The 21,532-nt window shown below is 65.9% G+C and carries 17 protein-coding genes; 13 read left to right on the top strand and 4 right to left on the bottom strand.

What is annotated here, in order from left to right:
• Positions 1–5: 5 nt before the first annotated feature.
• Positions 6–2,963: an isoleucine--tRNA ligase gene (gene ileS, locus AAIH46_RS10600; protein WP_430305824.1), complete on the top strand. Its 2,958-nt coding sequence runs from the start codon at positions 6–8 to the stop codon at positions 2,961–2,963.
• A gap of 130 nt (positions 2,964–3,093) precedes the next feature.
• Positions 3,094–3,720 carry a hypothetical protein gene (locus tag AAIH46_RS10595; RefSeq protein ID WP_430305823.1) on the top strand — a complete coding sequence of 209 codons (627 nt, stop codon included), beginning with the start codon at positions 3,094–3,096 and terminating at the stop codon, positions 3,718–3,720.
• 236 nt (positions 3,721–3,956) lie between these two features.
• Here AAIH46_RS10595 and AAIH46_RS10590 read toward each other — a convergent pair whose 3' ends face one another.
• Positions 3,957–4,412, bottom strand: coding sequence for a nucleoside deaminase (locus AAIH46_RS10590; protein ID WP_430305822.1), 456 nt, complete (start codon positions 4,410–4,412; stop codon positions 3,957–3,959).
• 155 nt (positions 4,413–4,567) lie between these two features.
• On the opposite strand from AAIH46_RS10590, the gene AAIH46_RS10585 reads away from it, so the two are divergent.
• Genes AAIH46_RS10585 through AAIH46_RS10575 form a run of 3 tightly spaced genes read left to right on the top strand, consistent with a single transcriptional unit; the run spans position 4,568 to position 8,167 of the window.
• On the top strand, positions 4,568–6,709 hold the full coding sequence (locus AAIH46_RS10585; RefSeq protein WP_430305821.1) for a pseudouridine synthase: 2,142 nt from the start codon (positions 4,568–4,570) through the stop codon (positions 6,707–6,709).
• A gap of 5 nt (positions 6,710–6,714) precedes the next feature.
• Positions 6,715–7,275, top strand: coding sequence for a 16S rRNA (guanine(966)-N(2))-methyltransferase RsmD (gene rsmD, locus AAIH46_RS10580; protein ID WP_430305820.1), 561 nt, complete (start codon positions 6,715–6,717; stop codon positions 7,273–7,275).
• A gap of 10 nt (positions 7,276–7,285) precedes the next feature.
• Positions 7,286–8,167, top strand: coding sequence for a patatin-like phospholipase family protein (locus AAIH46_RS10575; protein WP_430305819.1), 882 nt, complete (start codon positions 7,286–7,288; stop codon positions 8,165–8,167).
• A 44-nt stretch (positions 8,168–8,211) separates the two neighbouring features.
• Here the strand turns inward: AAIH46_RS10575 and AAIH46_RS10570 are convergent, their stop codons facing one another.
• Positions 8,212–10,017, bottom strand: a complete 1,806-nt coding sequence (locus AAIH46_RS10570) for a monovalent cation:proton antiporter-2 (CPA2) family protein (protein WP_430305818.1) — start codon at positions 10,015–10,017, stop codon at positions 8,212–8,214.
• 103 nt (positions 10,018–10,120) lie between these two features.
• Between AAIH46_RS10570 and AAIH46_RS10565 the strand changes: the two genes are divergently transcribed.
• The 6 genes from AAIH46_RS10565 (at position 10,121) to lpxK (ending at position 15,832) form a co-directional block, all read left to right on the top strand.
• Complete coding sequence (locus tag AAIH46_RS10565) at positions 10,121–11,467, top strand: TldD/PmbA family protein (RefSeq protein ID WP_430305817.1); 1,347 nt, start codon at positions 10,121–10,123, stop codon at positions 11,465–11,467.
• Positions 11,464–12,270 (top strand): 3'(2'),5'-bisphosphate nucleotidase CysQ, encoded by an 807-nt coding sequence (locus tag AAIH46_RS10560; RefSeq protein ID WP_430305816.1) that lies wholly within the window; start codon positions 11,464–11,466, stop codon positions 12,268–12,270. Before AAIH46_RS10565 ends, AAIH46_RS10560 begins: the two co-directional genes overlap by 4 nt.
• Before the next feature lie 58 nt (positions 12,271–12,328).
• Positions 12,329–12,568, top strand: a complete 240-nt coding sequence (locus AAIH46_RS10555) for a DUF4170 domain-containing protein (RefSeq protein WP_430305815.1) — start codon at positions 12,329–12,331, stop codon at positions 12,566–12,568.
• Between the two features lie 129 nt (positions 12,569–12,697).
• Positions 12,698–14,014, top strand: a complete 1,317-nt coding sequence (gene waaA, locus AAIH46_RS10550) for a lipid IV(A) 3-deoxy-D-manno-octulosonic acid transferase (protein WP_430305814.1) — start codon at positions 12,698–12,700, stop codon at positions 14,012–14,014.
• A gap of 4 nt (positions 14,015–14,018) precedes the next feature.
• The gene (locus AAIH46_RS10545) at positions 14,019–14,750 is read left to right on the top strand and encodes an HAD family hydrolase (protein WP_430305813.1); all 732 of its coding nucleotides are present in this window, start codon (positions 14,019–14,021) and stop codon (positions 14,748–14,750) included.
• A 50-nt stretch (positions 14,751–14,800) separates the two neighbouring features.
• Entirely contained in the window at positions 14,801–15,832 is a 1,032-nt protein-coding gene (gene lpxK / locus AAIH46_RS10540; protein ID WP_430305812.1) for a tetraacyldisaccharide 4'-kinase, read from the top strand.
• A 58-nt stretch (positions 15,833–15,890) separates the two neighbouring features.
• On the opposite strand, the gene AAIH46_RS10535 is transcribed toward lpxK, so the two are convergent.
• Together AAIH46_RS10535 and mutL are read right to left on the bottom strand one after the other, a co-directional pair.
• Positions 15,891–16,124 (bottom strand): DUF2093 domain-containing protein, encoded by a 234-nt coding sequence (locus AAIH46_RS10535; RefSeq protein ID WP_430305811.1) that lies wholly within the window; start codon positions 16,122–16,124, stop codon positions 15,891–15,893.
• Between the two features lie 89 nt (positions 16,125–16,213).
• A complete protein-coding gene (gene mutL / locus AAIH46_RS10530; protein ID WP_430305810.1) occupies positions 16,214–18,076 on the bottom strand; it encodes a DNA mismatch repair endonuclease MutL in 1,863 nt (620 codons plus the stop codon).
• Positions 18,077–18,340: 264 nt separating this feature from the next.
• On the opposite strand from mutL, the gene AAIH46_RS10525 reads away from it, so the two are divergent.
• The gene (locus AAIH46_RS10525) at positions 18,341–20,008 is read left to right on the top strand and encodes a response regulator (protein ID WP_430305809.1); all 1,668 of its coding nucleotides are present in this window, start codon (positions 18,341–18,343) and stop codon (positions 20,006–20,008) included.
• A gap of 122 nt (positions 20,009–20,130) precedes the next feature.
• The gene (locus AAIH46_RS10520; protein WP_430305808.1) at positions 20,131–21,489 is read left to right on the top strand and encodes a putative bifunctional diguanylate cyclase/phosphodiesterase; all 1,359 of its coding nucleotides are present in this window, start codon (positions 20,131–20,133) and stop codon (positions 21,487–21,489) included.
• Positions 21,490–21,532: the final 43 nt, after the last annotated feature.

The raw sequence follows: 21,532 nt of genomic DNA, 5'->3' as shown, positions 1-21,532 counted from the left end.
GATCCATGAACGATACCGCAGACAAGCTCGATTATTCCAAGACCCTCTATCTGCCGCAGACGGAGTTTCCGATGCGCGCCGGCCTTCCGCAGAAGGAGCCGGAAACGGCGGCGAAGTGGAAAGAGATGGGCCTCTACAAGCGCCTGCGCGCCTCTGCTGCCGGCCGCGAGAAATTCGTGCTGCACGATGGCCCTCCCTACGCCAACGGCAACATCCATATCGGCCATGCGCTGAACAAGGTGTTGAAGGACGTCATCACCCGCTCCTTCCAGATGCGCGGTTTCGACTCGAACTACGTGCCCGGCTGGGACTGCCACGGCCTGCCGATCGAGTGGAAGATCGAGGAAAAGTATCGCGAGAAGGGCAAGGACAAGAACGAGGTCCCGATCAACGAATTCCGCCGCCAATGCCGCGAGTTCGCGCAAGGCTGGATCGACATCCAGTCGGAGGAATTCCGTCGCCTCGGCATCGAGGGTGATTTCGACAATCCCTACACGACGATGGCCTTCCATTCCGAAGCCCGCATCGCCGGCGAACTGCTGAAGATCGCCAAGTCCGGCCAGCTCTACCGCGGTTCGAAGCCGATCATGTGGTCGGTCGTCGAGCGCACGGCGCTGGCCGAAGCCGAGGTGGAATACCAGGAGGTCGAGAGCGACACGATCTGGGTGAAGTTCCCGGTGGTGGAGGCAATTGCGCGGACCCATCCTGAGCAGATGGACCGAGTGATGACACACACAAGTTCTCTCAACGCGGATCTGTATGGGACTTCAGTCGTCATCTGGACGACCACGCCATGGACCATCCCCGGCAACCGGGCGATCTCCTATTCGTCTCGGATCGAGTACGGCCTGTACGAAGTCACCGAAGCCGTCAACGATTTCGGCCCGCAGCCGGGCGAGAAGCTGATCTTCGCCAAGCGGCTGGCTGAAGACTGCGCCGCCAAGGCCAAGCTGACCTTCAAGCTGGTCCGCGACGTCACCGGAGCGGAACTCGGTGCGATCACCTGCGCCCACCCGCTGGTCGACATGGGCTACACGTTCCCAGTCCCGATGCTCGACGGCGACCACGTCACCGACGATGCCGGCACCGGTTTCGTCCACACGGCGCCGTCTCATGGTCGTGAAGACTTCGAGGCCTGGATGGCCAATGTCCGCCAGCTCGAAGCCCGCGGCATCGACCCGAAAATCCCGTTCCCGGTCGACGATGCCGGCTTCTACACCGAGGATGCGCCGGGCTTCGGCCCTTCGGCCGAAGGTGGTGCCGCCCGCGTGCTCGACGACAACGGCAAGAAGGGCGACGCCAACAAGCGCGTCATCGAGGCGCTGATCGCCGTCGGCAAGCTGTTTGCCCGCGGCCGCATCAAGCACGAATACCCGCATTCCTGGCGCTCCAAGAAGCCGGTGATCTTCCGCAACACGCCGCAGTGGTTCGTCTACATGGACAAGGAGCTGGGTGACGGCACGACGCTGCGCACCCGCGCGCTCTCGGCCATCGACCAGACCCGCTTCGTGCCGGCTGGCGGCCAGAACCGCCTGCGCGCCATGATCGAACAGCGCCCGGACTGGGTCCTCTCCCGTCAGCGTGCCTGGGGCGTGCCGATCTGCGTCTTCGCCGATGTTGATGGCAATGTCCTGCAGGACGACGAGGTCAACGCCCGCATCCTCGAAGCCTTCGAGGCCGAAGGTGCCGATGCCTGGTTTGCCGAAGGCGCCAAGCAGCGCTTCCTCGGCGACCATGACGGCGAGCGCTGGCAGATGGTCACCGACATTCTCGACGTCTGGTTTGACTCAGGTTCGACGCATACCTTCACGCTGGAAGACCGTCCGGACCTCAAATGGCCGGCCGACGTCTATCTCGAAGGCTCCGACCAGCACCGCGGCTGGTTCCACTCGTCGCTCTTGGAAAGCTGCGCAACGCGCGGCCGGGCGCCGTACAATGCTGTCGTTACCCACGGCTTCACCATGGCCGAGGACGGTCGCAAGATGTCGAAGTCGCTCGGCAACACCGTCACCCCGCAAGAGGTGATGGCGCAGTCGGGGGCGGATATCCTGCGCCTCTGGGTGATGAGTGCCGATTACGCCGAGGACCAGCGTCTCGGCAAGACGATCATCCAGACTAACATCGACGCCTACCGCAAGATCCGCAACACGATCCGCTGGATGCTCGGCACGCTCGCCCACGATCAGGGCGAGGAGATCGCCTATGCCGACCTGCCGGAGCTCGAAAAGCTGATGCTGCATCGGCTGGCCGAGCTCGACCAGGTGGTCCGCAAGGGCTACGACGAATTCGACTTCAAACGCATCGTCCGGGCCCTGTCCGATTTCGCCAATGTCGAACTGTCGGCCTTCTACTTCGACATCCGCAAGGACACGCTCTACTGCGAGGCACCGTCGAGCCTGAAGCGTCGCGCCGCCCTGCATGTCATCCGCCAGCTGTTCGACTGCCTGGTGCTGTGGTTTGCGCCGATGATGCCATTCACCTCGGAAGAAGCCTGGCTGTCGCGCGATCCGAAAGCGGAATCGGTGCATCTGGAGCAGTTCCGCGACATTCCGGCCGAATGGTCGAACGAAGCGGTATCGGAAAAGTGGAAGCACGTCCGCGCCGTCCGTCGTGCCGTCACCGGCGCGCTGGAAGTGGAGCGTCGCGAAAAGCGTATCGGCTCGTCGCTCGAGGCGGCGCCGGTCGTCTATGTCGCCGAGCCGGAACTCTACCGGGCACTCGACGGTCTCGATTTCGCGGAAATCTGCATCACCTCGGACATCTCGGTCGTCGAGGGCGAGGGACCGGCGGATGCCTTCCGTCTCGACGACGGAACGAAGGTCTCCGTCGAGCCGAAGCTTGCGGAAGGCACGCGCTGCGCCCGGTCGTGGAAGATCACCCGCGATGTCGGATCGGATCCGGAGTATCCGGACGTTTCGGCGCGCGATGCGCAGGCGCTGCGCGAGCTGGCAGCGCTCATGTAAGTGGAAGGCCGGATGATTGCGCTTTGGCGGATCATCCGGTAAGTCTGCCTGAAATTGGCCGGATTTTTCGGTCAGGCGGGTGACATTGGATCTCGCAGGCGTCGGGACGGGCGCGGCTGGAAGGGTTTGAATGAAAATGACGCAAGGAATTCGCGCCCGCGCAGGCATTCTCGCTGTGGCCGTCGCGTCCGTCGGACTGACCGGCTGCATGTCGAGCCCGACCTATGGCACCAGCAAGACAGCGGCCGAACAGCTGATGGACGACCTGGGCGATGCGGTGGCGGTAACGCCCGGCGCCAAGAACGCCGACACCAAGTACAATCCGCGTCCGGCACTGGTCGTGCGCGGCAAGCAGACGGGTGACCTGCCGGCACCGCAGACCTCGCTTGCCAGCCGCGAGAACAATCCGAACTGGGTGGAATCGCCGGAGGAAACCCGCGCCCGCCTGCGTCAGGAAGCCGAAGACAACCGCAACAATCCCAACTACCGCTCGCCGCTTCTGGCCGGCAACGGCACCGCCGGCACGATGACCGAAAGCCAGAAGTGGGAAGCCTTCCGTCAGGCCAAGACGAATGCCGAAAACCCCGGTATCGCCGGCCAGCGCCGCACCCTGACCGAGCCGCCGACACAGTACCGCATCGCCGACAATGCCAATCTCGAGGATCTCGGCGAGCCGGAACTCAAGAAGGAACGCGAGCGCAAGAAGGCCGCGACCGATTCGAGCAAGACCTCGTCCTGGTGGAAGCCCTTCCAATAAGGGCTTCATTTCTAAGGTGGTGAGGTTGGGTCGTTCGTCGATGACCTGGTGACCACTGCGTGAATTTCGGTCTCATCCGCCTGCCGGCATCGTCTCGCCGCTGGCAAGACGCGCGTTGGCGCCAGGGTCGCTTTCCATTCTTCCCCTCAGGCGGCTCGCTGGGCCAGCGAGAGCAAGGTAAGCGGACAAATTCGACCGTCTTGGTTCGATTCCGCCAGCATCCTGCAAGTGTATCGCTACTCCTCCCGTTTTCCACGGAAGAACCCCAGCAGCAGGCCTGCGGCCTCGCTTTCGGCGATGCCCGAATAGACGTCCGGCGCGTGATGGCAGGTCGGCTGGCCGAAGAACCGCACGCCGCTTTCCACCGCCCCGCCCTTGATGTCGTTGGCGCCGTAGTAGAGCCGGCGGATGCGGGCAAACGAGATCGCCGCCGCGCACATCGTGCAGGGCTCCAGCGTCACGTAAAGATCGGCATTCGTCAGCCGCTCCTGGCCCAGCGCCTCGCAGGCGATGCGGATCGCCACCACTTCCGCATGCGCCGTCGGGTCGCAGGTGGCGCGCGTCATGTTGCCGGCCCGGCCGACGACCGCCCCATCCACCACGACCACCGCGCCGATCGGCACCTCGTCGCGGGCACCGGCCTTGCGGGCTTCCACCAGTGCCTCATCCATGAAGCGATTTGTCCCGCCCATGCGGCGATTCCCTCTTAACCAGGAGGACGCGAACTGGTAGGAACGGTCCAACCTGCGTTGCGCCCGGCATTTTCGGGGCGCGACCCGATGTCCGTAAAGTTAACGTACATGTTCTGGATGCTTTGCGTCCGACACATGCCTCAGGCAAACAACATATGAGCTTCAAAGACAAGCCGAAGCGCGCGGGCAGCAAGCCCTTCGAGCGTGACAGCAAAAAAGCCACCACTGCCAAAAAGCCGACAGGTGCCGAAAAGCCGATGCGCGACAAACCGGTGCGCAAGCCGGTGGCCGCAGCCGCGCCGGTGGCCGATGCCACGGCGGGCAAGCCCGAGCGGATCTCGAAGATCCTCGCGCGCGTCGGTATCGCGTCGCGCCGCGACATCGAGCGGATGATCATGGAGGGCCGCGTCAGCGTCAACGGCAAGGTGCTCGAGACGCCGGTCGTCAACGCGACGCTGTCGGATCACATCGAAGTGGACGGCCAGCCGATCCGCGGCATCGAGCGCACGCGCCTGTGGCTCTACCACAAGCCGGCCGGCCTGGTGACGACCAATTCCGATCCGGAAGGCCGCCCGACGGTCTTCGAGAACCTGCCGGAAGAGCTGCCGCGGGTGCTGTCGATCGGCCGCCTGGACATCAACACCGAAGGCCTGCTGCTGCTCACCAACGACGGCGGCCTGTCGCGCGTTCTCGAACTGCCGACCACCGGCTGGCTGCGGCGCTACCGCGTCCGTGCCTACGGCGACATCAAGCAGGAACAGCTCGACAAGCTGAAGGAAGGCATCGCCGTCGACGGCGTCCTCTACGGCGCCATCGATGCGACCCTCGACCGCACCCAGGGCCACAATGTGTGGATCACCATGGGCCTGCGCGAAGGCAAGAACCGCGAGATCAAGAACGTCCTCGGCGCCCTCGGTCTCGAGGTCAACCGGCTGATCCGCATTTCCTACGGACCGTTCCAGCTTGGCGATCTGCCCGAAGGCCAGGTGGTCGAGGTGCGCGGCCGCATGCTGCGCGACCAGCTGGGCCCGCGTCTGATCGAGGAATCGAAGGCCAATTTCGACGCGCCGATCTACAATGATGCACCGGCCGAAGAAGAGCAGCCGGCTGCCAAGCCGTCCGCCCGCGGCGAACGGGCCGAGGGTGGCTGGGGTGCCGAGCGTCGCGAACGGCCCTCGGGCCGCACCGAAGACAAGCGCGTCGACCGCCGTGACGGCGAGCAGGGCCGCAGCGAGCGCCACGAAGGCGAGCGTTCCTCCGGCCCCAGGAAGTTCGGCGGCAAGCCGGGTTCGGGCGACAGGAAGTTTGGCGACAAGCCGAAGTTCGGCGACAAGCCCAGATTCGGCAGCAAGCCGGGCGCCGGCCAGTTCGACGAGGACAGGCCGAAGAAGCGCCCGCCGATGGGCACGTCGCGCACCGCCAATGTCTGGATGGCACCGGGCGCCCGCCCGACCGCCGACGGCAAGGGCAGTCCTTCGGCACGCGCCGAGGCCGAGCGCCTGTTCGCCAAGGGCACCGACGATGTGAGCCTGCGCGTCCAGGTCAACCGCGTACAGGGCGACAGCGACTGGATCCGTGCCGACGAGCCGGCCGCCCGCAGCCCGCGCGATGGCGCTGGCCGTGGCGACCGTGGCGACCGGCCGCCGCGTGGCGATCGCCCGGCACGCTCTGACCGTCCCGACCGGGGTGATCGTCCGGCGCGCGGCGAAGACCGCAGTTTCTCCGACCGTCCGCGCGGCGACCGCAAGCCGCGGGACGACAATGATCGTCCGCGCTCCAAGCCGTATGGCGCCGGTGCCGGGCCTGGTCGTTCGCCGCGTGAAAACGCCGAGCGTGCCTTTAGCCGTCCCGCCGGTGACCGTCCCGAAGGCGGGCGTGGTGGTTTCGGTGGCAAGCCGTCCGGCGCGCGGCCCTATTCCGGCAAGCCCTCCGGCGAACGCTCCGAGGGCGGTCGTGGCGGCTTTGGCGGCAAGCCCGCCGGTGCAAGACCCTATTCCGGTCGTCCGTCGGCCGAGCGGGCCGAAGGCACGGGTCGCGAAGGCTTTGGCCGGCCGGCTGGCGAACGTTCCGAGCGTCCGGAAGGTCGCGGCGGTTTCGGCAAACCTTCGGGTGGCAAGCCATCCGGTGGAAAGCCATTCGGCAGGCCGGGCGGCGGAAAGTCGTTTGGCGGCAAGCCCGGCGGATCGAAGCCCGCAGGCGGCAAACCGGGTGGTAAACCCGGCGGTCGTCCCGCCGGAACCCGTGGCACGGGTGCCGGTCCGAAGGGCGGCGCACGCTCCAGAACGCCGAGAGGGTAACGGGCGTGCGGATCGTCGGAGGTGAGTTTCGCGGCCGTAACCTGGCCACGCCCAAAACCAATGCGATCCGGCCGACCGTCGACCGGACCCGAGAAAGCCTTTTCAATATCATCGGTCACGTCTATCCGGACGCGATCGAGGCAACGCGGGTGATGGACCTCTTTGCCGGCACGGGCGCGGTGGGTCTGGAAGCCCTGTCGCGCGGCTGTCGCTCCGCGCTGTTCGTCGAGAACGGCGTCGAGGGCAGGGGCCTGCTCTGGGAAAACATCGAAAGCCTCGGCCTGCACGGGCGCGCCCGCATCCTGCGCCGCGACGCCACCAAGCTCGGTCCCGTCGGCACGATGGAGCCCTGCCATTTCCTGTTTGCCGATCCGCCCTATGGGCAGGGGCTCGGCGAAGCGGCGATCCTCTCGGCGCATGAAGGCGGCTGGGTCATGCCCGGTGCGCTCGTCGTGCTCGAGGAACGCGCCGATGTCGAGCCGGCGGTCGCCCCTGTCTTCCAGCCGCTGGAACAGCGGATCTTCGGCGATACCCGCATCCATTTCTTCCGCTATCAACCGGCATAAGAGGTCGGTCATGACCACTCGGCTTTCTCTTCCTGAAACGGATCGACTGCCGAAAGGACGGACACCGCGCGTCGCCATCGCCTTCGGCGGCGGCGGAGCGCGGGGCATCGCCCACATTGCCGTCATCGAGGCACTCGACGAGATGGGCATCCGGCCGGTGGCGATCGCCGGCTCGTCGATCGGTGCGATCTTCGGCGCCGGCATGGCGGCCGGCATGAGCGGTGCGGAAATCCGCGACCATACGCTGGAGACCATCGGTAACCGCAACGCGGTGCTGAACCGGCTCTGGTCGCTGGGTCCCAGCAGCATGCGCGACGGTGTCGGCGGCTTCCGGCTGGGACACTTCAACCTGGAGCGCATCCTCGGCGCCTTCCTGCCGGCACAGGTGCCGGACAGCTTCGAGGCGCTGGAAATCCCGCTGAAGATCGCCGTCACGGATTATTACGGCCAGGCTGAAGCGATCCTGCAGGAGGGCGACCTGCGCCAGGCGATTGCGGCCTCCGCGGCGATCCCAGGTCTGTTCATGGCGGTGCGCATCAACGGCCGCGTCATGGTCGACGGCGGCATCTTCAATCCCGTGCCGTGGAAGCACGTCATGCCGGAGAGCGACATCGTCATCGGCATCGACGTGGTGGGCGCGCCCGAAGGTGACGGGACGCACCCGCCGAACCGCTTCGACAGCATGTTCGGCGCCAGCCAGCTGATGATGCAGGGCGCCATATCGCTGGCGATGAAGCTGCACCCGCCGCATCTCTTCCTGCGCCCCTCGGTCAACCGCTTCCGGGTCCTCGATTTCCTCAAGGCGCGCGAGATCCTCGCTGAAGCCGAAGGCGTCAAGGACGAGCTGAAGCGTGGCCTCGAAGCCCTGCTGTCGGTGACCGACCGGGTCTGAACGGTGCTGCCGGACGGTGCTCGTCCACCAGCTGCCGCATCGACCTACATCGTATCGGCTTCTTCCGCCGCTTCCATCGGATCGGGCGCCGGCATGCGCTTGGGCTTGGTGAGCGGTTCCGGGCGCACCGGCCGCGTGTGCAGCATGTGCAGGCCGGCACTGATGCCGTCCGCCGCCTGGATCTGCAACCGCTCCTCGTCCCGCCGCCGGATGTCGTCACCGATCGCCGAGACTTCGGTTTCCGGCTTGCCAAGCGCCTCCAGCGCCTTCTGGCCGAACAGCAGCCCCGATTCCAGCGTCTCGCGCAGCTCGTATTCCACCTCGCGCGCCCTGAGAGACAGCGTGTGGATGCGATCGTAGGAACGCACGAACAGCCGGACATCGGGGAATTCCGAGCGGATGAGGTCGACGATGCGATCCGTCACCTCACGCTTCTGGGTGCACACCGCGACGATCTTCGCCCGCTCGATGCCCGCCGCCAGCAGCACCTCGCGGCGCGTTCCGTCGCCGAAATAGATGCGGAATCCGAACGTGCCTGCCTGGCGGATACGGTCGGCAGAATCGTCGATGACGGTCACCTCGCTGCCGCCGGCGAGCAGGATCTGCGCGGCGATCTGGCCGAAGCGCGAAAAGCCCACCATCAGGATGTCGGCGCCGGCACCTTCGAAATCTTCGTCGATCTCCTCGTGCCTGTCGCGCACCAGCAGGCGCTGCGTTATCGCCACGCCAAGCGGCGTCAGCGCCATCGACAGGGTGACGCTGGCGATCAGCAGCGAGGCGTCGGCGGGCGTCAGCAGACCGGCGGCGACAGCGGTGGTGAACAGCACGAAGCCGAATTCGCCGCCCTGCGGCAGCAGCGCAGCGATGCTCGCCGAATCCTCGTGTGTCGAACCCCAGAAGCGGCAGAGACCGTAGAGCACCAGCGCCTTGACGATCATGAACAGCGGCACGCCGATGAGGATCAGCCAGAAGTTCGACGCGACTGCGGCAAGATCGAGCGAAAGGCCGACGGCAAGGAAGAACATTGCCAGCAGCAGCCCGCGAAACGGCTCGATGTCCGCCTCCAGCTCGTGCCGATAGGAGGATTCGGCCAGCATCACGCCGGCCAGGAAGGCACCCATCGCCATCGACAGCCCGGCCAGCTGCATCGCGGCGGCCGATCCCAGCACCACCAGCAGGGCGGCCGCCAGCATCACCTCGCGCGCACCGGTGCGGGCGATCACCTGGAACATCGGCGTCAGGAGGTAGCGGCCGGCCAGAACCATGATCAGCACCGCCGCCGCGGCCTCGGCGAAATCGATCAGAAACGAGCTTTCGGCCGTGCCATGGCCCGAACCGAGCACCGTCACCAGCGCCAGAAGCGGCACGATCGCCAGATCCTGGAACAGCAGGATGGAAAACGACCGTCGGCCGTAGAGGCTGTTGGTCTCACCGCCGTCGTTGAGGATCTGCAGCGCGAAGGCGGTTGACGACAACGCCAGGCCAAAGCCGGCGATGACGCTGCCTTGCCAGCTGGCGATGTTGGCGGCCCAGGCGAGCCCGGTCAGTATCAGGCCCGACAGCATCACCTGCGCCGTGCCGAGCACGAAGATCTCACCGCGCATCTTCCACAGCCGCGACGGCTTGAGCTCCAGCCCGATGATGAATAGCAGGAACACGACGCCGAGTTCGGAGACGTGCAGAACCTCCTCCGGATCGCTGATCAGCTGCAGGACAGGGCCGATGACAATCCCGGCGGCGAGATAGCCGAGCACCGTGCCGAGGCCGAGTTTCTTGAACAAAGGCGCGGCGACGACGGTGCCGGCGAGAAGCAGGAGCGTTTCGTTGAAGAGCGGATCAGGGTTCGCCATGAAGCCTCGACGTGCTGGACTGGAAGCGGGCAAGAATCGCCTTGCCGCCCTTGATGCATCCTTTAGTCCACAATACATGGTTCTGGAATGAAAGGCTCATTGCATGTCCTCTGAAATCGATTCCGGTGCCCTGCAGTCTCGCGCCGGCGAGCTTATCGATCTTGCACAAAAAGCGGGTGCCGATCGGGCCGATGCAGTCATCGTTCGCTCCAGATCCCGTTCGGTCAGCGTCAGGCTCGGCAAGGTGGAAAGCACAGAAGCGTCCGAGAGCGACGATTTCTCGCTGCGCGTCTTCGTCGGCAACCGGGTCGCCAGTGTCTCGGCCAATCCCGGCTTCGATCTGAAGGCGCTCGCCGAACGGGCCGTGGCGATGGCCAAGGTGTCGCCGGAGGATCCCTTCGCATGCCTCGCCGACGAGGATCGCCTGGCGCGGGATTATCCGGATCTCGACCTGTTCGATCCGACGGAGATTTCGACGGACGCCCTGACCGAGGCAGCGCTTGCCACCGAGCAGGCGGCACTCGATGTGCCGGGCATCAGCAATTCGTCCGGAGCCGGTGCGTCGGCCGGTGCCGGCGGCATGGTGCTGGTCACCTCGCACGGATTCTCAGGCAACTACATGGCCAGCCGTTTCGGCCGCTCGGTCAGCGTGATTGCCGGCGAGGGCACGAAGATGGAGCGCGACTACGATTTCGACAGTCGCCTGTTCGCCGCCGACCTCGATGCACCGGAGGTCATCGGCCGCCGCGCCGGCGAGCGCACCGTCAAGCGCGTCAATCCGCGCCAGGTGCCGACGGGCAGCAATCTGACCGTGGTGTTCGATCCGCGCCTGGCGCGTGGTTTCGTCGGCCATATCGCCGGCGCCATCAACGGTGCGTCGGTTGCCCGCAAGACCAGCTTCCTGCGCGACCGGATGGGTCAGCAGGTGCTGAAATCGGGCCTCAGCATCACCGACGACCCGCTGGTGGTCCGTGGCTCCTCTTCGCGTCCGTTCGATGGCGAGGGCGTCAAGGGCGAGCGCATGGTGATGATCGAGGACGGCGTCCTCAATCACTGGTTCCTGTCGACATCGACCGGCCGCGAGCTTGGCCTTGCCACCAATGGCCGAGGCGTGAGGGGCGGTAATCTCGTATCGCCGGCCTCCACCAACCTGGCGCTCGAGCCGGGTGACATTTCGCCCGAGGATCTAATCGCCGGTATCGGTACCGGCTTCTACGTCACCGAACTGATCGGCCAAGGCGTCAACATGATCACCGGCGAGTATTCGCGCGGCGCGACCGGCTTCTGGATCGAGAACGGCAAGCTTGCCTTCCCTGTCTCCGAGGTGACGATCGCCTCGAACCTCAAGGACATGTTCATGCGCCTGACGCCGGCGAACGATATCGATCGCAAGTACGGCGTCGCCGCACCGACCATTGCCATCGAGGGCATGACGCTGGCGGGGCTATGACTTTCACCGAACAGACAGCGCGAGACTGGAACGACGACCTGGCCTTGATCCGCGACGCGGCGCGACAGGCGGGCGAGATCGCGCTGTCGCATTTCGGCAAGTCGCCGGAGGTCTGGTGGAAGCTCGAGGGACGCTCGCCGGTCAGCGCCGCCGATTTCGCCTCCAACGACCGGCTGCACATGCTGCTTCTCGGCGCGCGTCCCGACTATGGCTGGCTATCGGAGGAAACCGACGACGATGCCGCCCGGCTCAAGCGCGAAACGCTGTTCGTGGTCGATCCGATCGATGGCACCCGCGCCTTCATCAACGGTGAAAAGACCTGGTGCGTCAGCGTCGCCGTCGTCCATCGCGGGTCGCCGGTGGCCGGCGTGCTGTTTGCCCCGGCGCTCGAAGAGGAGTTCTTCGCGGTGGCAGGCGGCCCGGCCGTCCTCAACGGCCAGCCGATCGCGGTTTCGGCGGCGCGGCCGGGAGAGGTGAGCGAGATCGCCGTTGCAGAGGACACGCTGAAGAGCTTCAACCCGGCTTTCCGTAGCACCCTGCGCAGGATCCGCCACGTGCCGTCGCTCGCCTACCGGCTGGCGATGGTCGCGGCCGGCCGTATCGACGGCACCGTCGTCAAGCGCAACTCGCACGACTGGGACCTGGCGGCGGCCGATCTTATCCTTGAGCGGGCAGGCGGACGGCTCGTCGACATGCAGGGCAAGCGCCTCGTCTATAACCGCGCCGACGTCCAGCACGGGGTTTTGTGCGGCGCTGCGGAACATGTGCTGGATAGCTTGGTGGCCGGGCTGGACGCGGGTTGACCTTTGGCCCGGAATGCCGCAGGAGAAGGGCTCGCAGAGACAAAAGACGAGGCTGAGCATGACCGACCAGAGCGGACAGAAACAACTCCTTCACCTGGTTTTCGGCGGCGAGCTTGAAAGCCTGCAGGGCGTCCAGTTCAAGGATCTCCAGGCGCTGGATATCGTTGGCATTTTCCCCAACTACGCCACGGCGCTGACCGCCTGGAAGTCCAAGGCGCAGCAGACGGTCGACAACGCGCAGATGCGCTACTTCATCGTCCACATGCACCGCCTGCTGGACCCCGACAGCAACGGCTGATCCGCCCGCACGTCCGACGCGGCCGGCTTTGCCGGCGCGTTTTTGACGCATTTGTAACGCATAGGCCAATGTGCAGGATAGAGCGGCAGACGGGATGATGCGGATGGCGGAAAAGCGGGAGCGGGTGAAGTGAAGAGCGGTCTGGCGCGCGCCGCTTTGCTTGGCTACCGTGTCGCCGGTATCGGCGCCTATCCCTTCGTCACGCCCTATCTCGCCTACCGCGCCCTGAAGGGCAAGGAAGACCGACAGCGCCGGCTTGAACGGCTCGGCTACCCGAGCCGGGCCCGGCCGCACGGTCCGCTGATCTGGGTTCACGCGGCAAGCGTTGGCGAAACCAATGCCGTCATCCCGCTCATCCGCGAACTGGTTCGCCGCAACATCCACGTCCTGTTGACGACCGGCACGGTCACCTCGGCTTCGCTGGTGCAGTCGCGGCTCGGCGACGAGGTGATCCACCAGTACGTGCCGCTCGACGTCAAATTTCCGATCAAGCGGTTCATCGCCTACTGGCACCCGGATGCGGCGATCACCGCGGAATCGGAAATCTGGCCGACGACGCTTGCCGAACTGACCCGCCGCAACATTCCGCAGATCCGCGTCAACGCGCGCCTGTCGGATCGCTCCTATGATCGCTGGCAGAACAATCCGGCCATCGCCGAGCTGCTGTTCGGCAAGCTGTCGCTGGTGATCGCCCGCTCGGACGTCGATGCCGAACGTTTCCGCGATCTCGGCGCATGGCCGGTGATCATTTCCGGCAACCTGAAAGGCGACACCGATCCGCCTCCCTATGATCCGCAGGTTCTGGAGCGCTACCGGTCGCAGGTCGGCGATCGCAAGACCTGGGCTGCGATCTGCACTTTCGATGGCGAGGAGGCCGCCGCCGCCTTCGTCCACCGGGCGCTGAAGCCGCGCAACCATCAGCTGACGATCATCGTGCCGCGCCATCCGGAGCGCGGCGACGAGATCGAGACCATGCTCAAGCAGAAGGGTCTGGTCGTTGCCCGCCGGTCGCGGGGTGATGTCATCACGCCCGAGACCGACATCTTCCTCGGCGATACGATCGGCGAGATGGGCCTCTACCTGCGGATGACGGAGATCTCCTTCGTCGGGCGCTCGCTCACGGAAGACGGCGGCCAGAACCCGCTGGAATCGGCGATGGTCGGCTGCGCGGTGCTGTCGGGTCCGAACGTCCAGAATTTCCGCGAGACCTATCAGCAGATCATCCGCAAGGGCGGCGCGCGCATGGTCCGCGACGTGGAGATGCTGGCCAAGGCCGTCCACTACCTGATGACCAACGACATTGCCCGCCGCAAGATGATCGACTGCGGCCACGAGGCGGTGCAGGACATGCGCGGCGCATTGTCGACCACCGTCAAGGCGCTCGAACCCTACATCAACCCGCTGACCGTGACCGCCCGGCTGCGACCGGCCAGTGCGGGCGCCTGATCTGATGGCGGCGACCGATCCCGCCCTGATCCGCGGCCTGCTGTTCGACAAGGACGGCACGATCCTCCGGTACGACGAAAGCTGGGGCCCGGTGAACCGCGAGGCGGCGCGCATCGCGGCCGCCGGCGGCGATAGCGCCTTCGAGGAGCGCCTGCTGATCGCCTGCGGCATGGATCCGGTGACCGGCCGGACGATGGCCGACAGTCTGTTTGCCGCCGGCACCGCCGCACAGATTGCCGCGGGACTGGTGGAAGCCGGATCGCCGCTCGACGTCGCGACGCTGACCGTGGCGCTTGACGACCTGTTCGTCAGGGCTGCGGATTTTTCCGTCGCGGTGACCGATCTCGCCGCCTTCTTCGGTCGCCTGAGACGCCGCGGCTATCGGCTCGGCGTCGCCTCCAGCGACAACGAACGGTCGATCCGCGAGACGGCGCGGCGTTTCGGCTTTCTCGAACATCTGGATTTCATTGCCGGCTACGACAGCGGCCACGGCTGCAAGCCGGAACCGGGCATGGTCCTCGGCTTCTGCCGTGCCGTTGGCTTGGAGCCGTCGCAGGTCGCCGTCATCGGCGACAACAATCACGACCTGCACATGGCCGCTGCGGCCGGCGCCGGCCTGAAGGTGGCAGTGCTGAGCGGCACCGGTTCGCTGTCGACGCTGGAGGCTGCGGCCGACCACGTGCTGGGCGATATTCTCGGGTTGGAAACCCTGCTACCGGTCTTTCAGCCGGCCTGACGCACAGGCAGATACCACGGCTTTCGCCGGCGCCGTTTTGAGGGGAAGAGATGGTTTCGGAAGCACCGCCCTTTTGGTGGGGAAGAGCGGACTGGAAAGCCTGGAGCCTGTGGCCGATCTCACAGGTCTACGGCCGCATCGCCGGCCGTCGGATGGCCCGCACCCGCCGTCCCAGTGTGCCGGTACCGGTTTTCTGCGTCGGCAATTTCACCGTCGGCGGTGCCGGAAAGACCCCGACAGCGCTCGCCATCGCCCGGGCCGCCAAGGCCCGTGGGCTGAAGCCGGGCTTCCTCAGCCGTGGCTATGGCGGCACGCTCGACGTCACGACGCTGGTCGATCCGCACCACCACCGCGCCGATGCGGTCGGCGACGAGCCGTTGCTCCTGGTGCGCGAGGCTATGACGGTGATCTCCAGGCGGCGCTACGAAGGCGCCCAGCGGCTGGTCTCTGAAGGCGCCGACCTGATCATCATGGATGACGGTTTCCAGAGCGCCAGGCTGACCATCGATTTCGCGCTGGTGGTTGTGGATGCGATGCGCGGCATCGGCAACGGCCATCTGGTGCCCGCCGGACCGGTGCGCGCGCCGCTGCGCGAACAGATGCGGCAGATGTCGGCAATGCTGAAGGTCGGCAGCGGGTCGGCTGCGGACAGCCTCGTTCGCCAGACGGCGCGGGCTGGGAAGGCGGTCCACGTGGCAAGCCTGGTGCCGCGCCCGGACCCGCAGATCGCCGGCAAGCGACTGTTCGCTTTTGCCGGTATTGCCGACCCGCAGAAGTTCTACCGGACGGTGCGTTCCATGGGCGGCGAGATCGTCGCCAGCCGGGATTTTCCGGATCACCACCACTTCGTCGAGGACGAGCTTCTCGACCTGATGAACGATGCCGGCAGACAGGGCCTGACGCTCGTCACCACCGCCAAGGATGCGGTACGGCTCGCCGGCCATCACGATGCAGCGGAGGCGCTCCTGAAGCGGCTGACGGTGGTCGAGGTGGACATGCTGTTTGATGACCCGCAGGCACCGGGCCGGATGATCGACGAGGCGATCGAACGATGCAGGGCTCGCCGGCTGCGCAACGGGTAGGGCTAGCCCTGCTCCGATCGCGGGTGAGGGGCAGGCAAGCAGCCCGAATGTTTAAGCCTCAGGCGCGCTTCTGGTTCGGCAGGATGCCGGCGCGCTTGTCGGCTTCCACAGCGGACTGCAGGTCGACATAGGCTTCCTGGCGGGCGACGCTCCAGTAGCGGACCTCGTCCACCGGGATGGAGGCGCCGGTCATGGCGCAGAGCACGTAGGCGCCGGGCGTCAGGATCTGGTAGTCGCCGTCGAGGTAACGGATCTTGGCCTCCCGGTTCATGCCGCCTTCGAAACGGTTCATCTTGCGTCTCCTGCCGAATATCATCGCCATGATCTATCGCCGGCGGCGCGCGAAGACCAGTGCCGGTCCCGACGGCGACGAGAAATATCTCAGCTTCGCCCGAACAGCCGCTCGATGTCGCTGAGTTTCAGCTCGATATAGGTCGGCCGTCCGTGATTGCATTGGCCGGAACCGGGCGTCGCCTCCATGTCGCGCAGCAGCGCGTTCATTTCCTCGGGTCTCAGGCGCCGTCCGGAGCGCACCGAGCCATGGCAGGCCATCGTCGCCGCGACATGCTCCAGCCGGCCGCGCAAGCCTTCCGACGTATTCCATTCGCCGATCTCGTCGGCCAGGTCGCGGACCATCCTCGCTGCATCGACCTCGCCCAGCAGTGCCGGCGTCTCGCGCACTGCGACGGCGCCCGGACCGAACCGCTCGATCGCCAGCCCGAGCTTCTCCAGCGCTTCGGCATGCACCATCAGCCGGTCGCAATCCTCCTCGGGAAGGTCGACGATCTCCGGGATCAGCAGCACCTGCGACGGCAGTCGCTCCTGTTCCAGCGCCTTGCGCATCGCTTCGAAGACCAGCCGCTCATGGGCTGCGTGCTGGTCGACGATCACCAGTCCGTCTTCCGTCTGGGCGACGATGTAGTTCGCGTGCAGCTGCGCGCGTGCCGCCCCGAGCCGGTAGCGGGTGGCGAGCTCCACCGGTTCCGATGTCTGCAGGCGTTCGGCGGGAGTTGCAAGGGCCGGTGTCGCAAAGCCCTGATCGGCGCGGGCGCTGGGAGAGAGCACGGTTTCGAACGCCGCCTGCTCTGTCTCGTAAAAGCCGTCGGGCTGGGCTGCCTGGGCGAACCCACTAACGGGTCGGTAGGGCGAGGTGGCCGCCGACCAGGCGGTCCGCAGCGGTTGCTGGGCGTAGCCCACGCCGCCGAACCCCGGCCGGAAGGCGCTCATCATGCCGCTGGCGCTGGTGGTCGAGGCGCGGTCGCCTTCGCGGGCGAGAACCTCGCGGATGGCGCCGACGATCAACCCGCGCACCAGCCCCGGATCGCGAAAGCGGACGTCCGACTTGGCCGGATGCACGTTGACGTCGACCAGCGCCGGATCGAGCGTCAGCGACAGCACGGCGACCGGGTAGCGGCCGGACGGAATGGTCTCCGCATAGGCGCCGCGGATGGCCGAGAGGATCAGCTTGTCCTGCACCGGCCGGCCGTTGACGAAGGCGTACTGGTGACCGGAATTGCCGCGGTTGAAGGTCGGCACCCCGGCAAAGCCCTTGAGGCCGACGTCCTCGCGCAGCGCGTCGACGGCAATCGCGTTGTCCTTGAAATCGGCGCCCAGCACCTGGGCCATGCGCGTCAACGGATCGTCGGGCGAGGCCGGGAACTCGAGCGTGGAGCGGTCCGAACCGGAGAGGACGAAGCGCACATGCGGGAAGGCGATTGCCATGCGCTTCACCACCTCGGTGATGGCGCCGGCCTCGGCCCGCTCGCTTTTCAGGAACTTGAGGCGCGCCGGCGTGGCGAAGAAGATGTCGCGCACCTCGACCACCGTGCCTTGATTGGCAGCGGCCGGCCGAACCGGCGATACGCGTCCGCCGACGACGGTGATCTCGACGCCGGTATCGGCGCCGGCCCGACGGCTGGTGATCGACAGCTTGGCGACCGAGCCGATCGACGGCAGCGCCTCGCCGCGAAAGCCGAGCGTGCGGATGTCGTCGAGCGTCGCGGTGATCTTCGAGGTGCAGTGACGGCGCACCGCAAGGTCGATGTCGGCGGCATCCATGCCGCTGCCGTTGTCGGTGATCCGGATGAGGCTCTTGCCGCCGCCGGCCGTGGCAATCTCGATGCGCGTGGCACCGGCATCGATGGCGTTCTCGATCAGTTCCTTGGCGGCACTGGCGGGTCGCTCGATGACCTCGCCGGCGGCGATCTGGTTGATCAGGGTTTCTGGCAGCTGTCTGACGGGCATGCCGCCATTGTCTCGCATCCGCCCGGCGATGAAAAGCCCCGCGACGTCCTTGTCCCGGGCTTCGAACCGTTAAGTCGACCTTAACGCGGACCGTCTAATCGTTTGGGTATCGATGGCCGCGGCGGGCGGATCATATCAGAACAAGGCGGGACCCTGCAGTGGGGCGACTGTGCCTGACGACGAGGATGCGAAGATGCGACCGGCACGAGTGAGCCGCCGGCTCGGCCGATCTGGGGCCACATGTCGCCATCGGAACGGCTTCCGATGACTGCCGGCATGCTTTCGGACGACACCTTCCCGTCGCAGCTTCTGGAGATCATCGCCGACGCAGTTTCGGGCGCCATGCTGGTCTACGACCGGACGGACGCGATTGTCTTTGCGAGCCCGCAGCTGAAGAGCTTCCTGCCTGCCTTTTCCGTCGCCCCGGTGCCAGGCACACGCCTGCGCGATATCTTCGGCACACTCTACGATCACGGCGGCTATTGGCCGAACCAGCCCGAGCCCGAACGCCGGTCGCGCGTCGGGCGAGCCGACTGGATCGCCGGCGAGATCGCCTCGCTGTGGAAGGAGCGCGCCGAAACCGTCGTGCAGCGTGGCACCGACCGCTGGATGAGCCTGACCAAGCGGCGAATGCCGTCCGGCTTCGGCATCTGCATCTTCCGTGACATCTCCGAGCACCGCAAACGCGAGGATCAGTGGCGTTCCGATCTCGAACGGGTCCAGGTGACCGAGGAGATCCTCGACAGCCTGCCTTTCCCGGTCACCGTTCAGGACCGCAACTCCGCCTATGTCGCCGTCAACCGCGCCGCCTGTGCGCTCTACGACCTGCAATCCGAACAGATGCTGGGACGGCGGACGACAGACCTGCATTCGGCCGAGCTCTCGGCCCGCGTCGACAGCATCAACCAGCAGGTCATCGAAACCGGCACCGCCTACCAGATCGCCGAAAAGCTCGTCCGGCCGGATGGCGCCGAGACGGCGGTCATCACCCGCAAGTTCAGGGTCGGCAAGCCCGGCCGCTACCTGGTGGTCACAGCCATGGAGGATCTGTCGGACGTCGTCGAGGCCGGGCTGCAGGGCGAGCGGCTGCTGACCGGCATCGAGGGCGTCGATTTCGTCCATTCGGATCTGCGCCGACAGGGTGATCGCCCAGTTCCGGTCCGGCCGGCGGCGGACGATATCGCCGGACGGCGGATCCTGCTGGTGACCGGCGACACGTCGGTCGAGAACGAAGGCCTGCCGCTTCTGCTGCGGCTCGGGCTCGATGCGACGGCTGCCCGCGATCCGCAGGAGCTCCAGGCGATCCTTGCAGTTGCCCGCGATACTGGCGTCACGATCGATCTGGTGGTCATCGACGCCGCCATGGATATCGCCTGCCTTGAACTGGCGCAGACCTGTGGCATCGACGTGCTGGTCTTCGAGGCGTTCCAGCTGCACCGCGACCTGGTCAAGAACATCACCCGTCACCTGCGCAATCCGCCGGTGGTCAGCGAGCCGGTCGATGACGGCGACTGGCAGATCTCCACCGAGCCATCCATCGACATCCTCGTGGCGGAAGACAATGCCGTCAACCAGATCGTCTTCACGCAGATCCTCGAAGGCTTCGGCTATCGGTACGCCATTGCTTCGGATGGCGAGAAGGCGGTCCGGCTGTGGCGGGAGCTGTCGCCGAAGCTGGTGCTGATGGATATCACGCTGCCGGTGTTGAACGGCTTCGAGGCTGCCTCGAAGATCCGCGAGTCGGAGGAATTTCCGGGTACGACGCCGATCATCGGCGTGCTGTCCCCGGCTGTCGAAGGCGATCGCGACGCCTGCTGGGCCGCCGGTATCGACGACGTGGTGATGAAGCCGCTGAGCCCGGATATCCTCGAGGAGAAGTTCCGCCAGTATCTCGGCGAGACGTCCCGCGCCTGGCGCCAGGACACCGGCTGACCCCTCGTCAAAGCCGCCGCAGACCCTTCGGCACCCCCCCAATATCCCGGTATCTACTGCTATGCCTTTCTTAATCTTTGGGCCGCATTCTGCGGCAAACCCAAAGATGCGTGGGGCAATGCATGAATTCGGCGGTGAAACCGTTGCCAGAGGTCGCCCATAGAGAACTGCAGGCAATGGCTTACCGGGATGCCCTTACGGGTCTCGGCAACCGTCAGCGGATCAAGGAAAAAGTCCGGCTTATCGTCACGGAACGAGCCGAGGACCCGGCACCCTTTACCCTCGGCATCGCCAATCTCGACGGCTTCAAGCCGATCAACGACCTGTTCGGCTCGCAGGCCGGCGACGAGATCCTCTGTCAGGTAGCGCACCGGCTGAAGGCCTGCATGCCCGACGGTGCGACGGTCACCCGTCATGACGGCGACGAGTTCGTCTTCCTGCTGCCGCTGGTCTTCGAGAAGAACGGCGCCGAGCGCCTGGGCCAGATGATCAAGGAAGTGCTGTCGGCACCTTATGATCTCGGCGACCGCAATGTCCGGCTTTCCGCCTCCTTCGGCTTTGCCATCTATCCGTTCGCCGGCGAGGAGTTCGAGGAACTGCTGAAGAGCGCTGAAACGGCGCTCTACCGCTCCAAGCGCCGCGGCCGTGGCCAGATCACCGTCTATTCGCGCCAGATCGCCCAGGAGATGAAGCGCTCGACGCAGCTGGAGCAGGCGCTGCGCAATGCCATCATCGCCGACGCGGTGGACGTCCATTTCCAGCCGATCGTGCGCATTCGCGATGGCTCGCTGGTCGGCTTCGAAGCGCTTGCCCGCTGGATCGATCCTGATCTCGGCTTCGTGTCGCCTGCCGTCTTCGTACCGCTTGCCGAAGAGCGCGGCTTCATCGATGCGCTGTCCGAAACCCTGCTGCGCAAGGCCGCAGAGGCCGCCCTGTCCTGGCCGCGCGAGCTGTTCCTGTCATTCAACCTGTCATCCGTGCAGCTGATGGAGCCGGGCACCGTCCAGACGATCCTGGCAACACTCGGGCGCGTCGGTCTGGATCCGAACCGCGTGGAGCTGGAGATTACCGAAACCGCGGTGATGAGTTCGGCCGAGACGGCACAGCGGATCATCAACGAGCTGCGCGGCGCCGGCATGCGCATTTCCCTCGACGACTTCGGCACCGGCCAGTCCAGCCTCGGAAGGCTGCGCGACTTCACCTTTGACAAGGTCAAGATCGACCGTGCCTTCATCGCCCGGATCACCACCGACCGCGCATCGGAACATATCGTCAAGGCCATCATCGCCATGTGCGACGGGCTCGATCTTGAGGTGGTCGCGGAAGGCATCGAGGAGCCGGCGGATGCCGAAAAGCTGAAGGCGCTCGGCTGCGCCATGGGGCAGGGCTATCACTACGGCCGGCCGGTCGATGCGACGGCTACGCTCGCCTACCTCGATCGCCACTACCGCGACACTCCGCTGGTGCGCGAGGCCTTCTGAACCACATCCATCGGGCGAACATGGAAAAGGGCGGTGCCTAGGC

Source organism: Rhizobium sp. 0TCS1.26 (assembly GCF_050455525.1).
Classification (GTDB): Bacteria; Pseudomonadota; Alphaproteobacteria; order Rhizobiales; family Rhizobiaceae; genus Neorhizobium.
Note: the sequence above shows the minus strand (reverse complement) of the source record. Positions and strands in the feature narration are given on the sequence as shown.

What these genes read in the sequence shown, in the direction of transcription:
- ileS (WP_430305824.1), top strand. Translation starts at nt 6, where the DNA reads ATGAACGATACCGCAGACAAGCTCGATTATTCCAAGACCCTCTATCTG.
- AAIH46_RS10595 (WP_430305823.1), top strand. Translation starts at nt 3,094, where the DNA reads ATGAAAATGACGCAAGGAATTCGCGCCCGCGCAGGCATTCTCGCTGTG.
- AAIH46_RS10590 (WP_430305822.1), bottom strand. Translation starts at nt 4,412, where the DNA reads ATGGGCGGGACAAATCGCTTCATGGATGAGGCACTGGTGGAAGCCCGC.
- AAIH46_RS10585 (WP_430305821.1), top strand. Translation starts at nt 4,568, where the DNA reads ATGAGCTTCAAAGACAAGCCGAAGCGCGCGGGCAGCAAGCCCTTCGAG.
- AAIH46_RS10575 (WP_430305819.1), top strand. Translation starts at nt 7,286, where the DNA reads ATGACCACTCGGCTTTCTCTTCCTGAAACGGATCGACTGCCGAAAGGA.
- AAIH46_RS10570 (WP_430305818.1), bottom strand. Translation starts at nt 10,017, where the DNA reads ATGGCGAACCCTGATCCGCTCTTCAACGAAACGCTCCTGCTTCTCGCC.
- AAIH46_RS10565 (WP_430305817.1), top strand. Translation starts at nt 10,121, where the DNA reads ATGTCCTCTGAAATCGATTCCGGTGCCCTGCAGTCTCGCGCCGGCGAG.
- AAIH46_RS10560 (WP_430305816.1), top strand. Translation starts at nt 11,464, where the DNA reads ATGACTTTCACCGAACAGACAGCGCGAGACTGGAACGACGACCTGGCC.
- AAIH46_RS10555 (WP_430305815.1), top strand. Translation starts at nt 12,329, where the DNA reads ATGACCGACCAGAGCGGACAGAAACAACTCCTTCACCTGGTTTTCGGC.
- AAIH46_RS10545 (WP_430305813.1), top strand. Translation starts at nt 14,019, where the DNA reads ATGGCGGCGACCGATCCCGCCCTGATCCGCGGCCTGCTGTTCGACAAG.
- lpxK (WP_430305812.1), top strand. Translation starts at nt 14,801, where the DNA reads ATGGTTTCGGAAGCACCGCCCTTTTGGTGGGGAAGAGCGGACTGGAAA.
- AAIH46_RS10535 (WP_430305811.1), bottom strand. Translation starts at nt 16,124, where the DNA reads ATGAACCGTTTCGAAGGCGGCATGAACCGGGAGGCCAAGATCCGTTAC.
- mutL (WP_430305810.1), bottom strand. Translation starts at nt 18,076, where the DNA reads ATGCCCGTCAGACAGCTGCCAGAAACCCTGATCAACCAGATCGCCGCC.
- AAIH46_RS10525 (WP_430305809.1), top strand. Translation starts at nt 18,341, where the DNA reads ATGACTGCCGGCATGCTTTCGGACGACACCTTCCCGTCGCAGCTTCTG.
- AAIH46_RS10520 (WP_430305808.1), top strand. Translation starts at nt 20,131, where the DNA reads ATGAATTCGGCGGTGAAACCGTTGCCAGAGGTCGCCCATAGAGAACTG.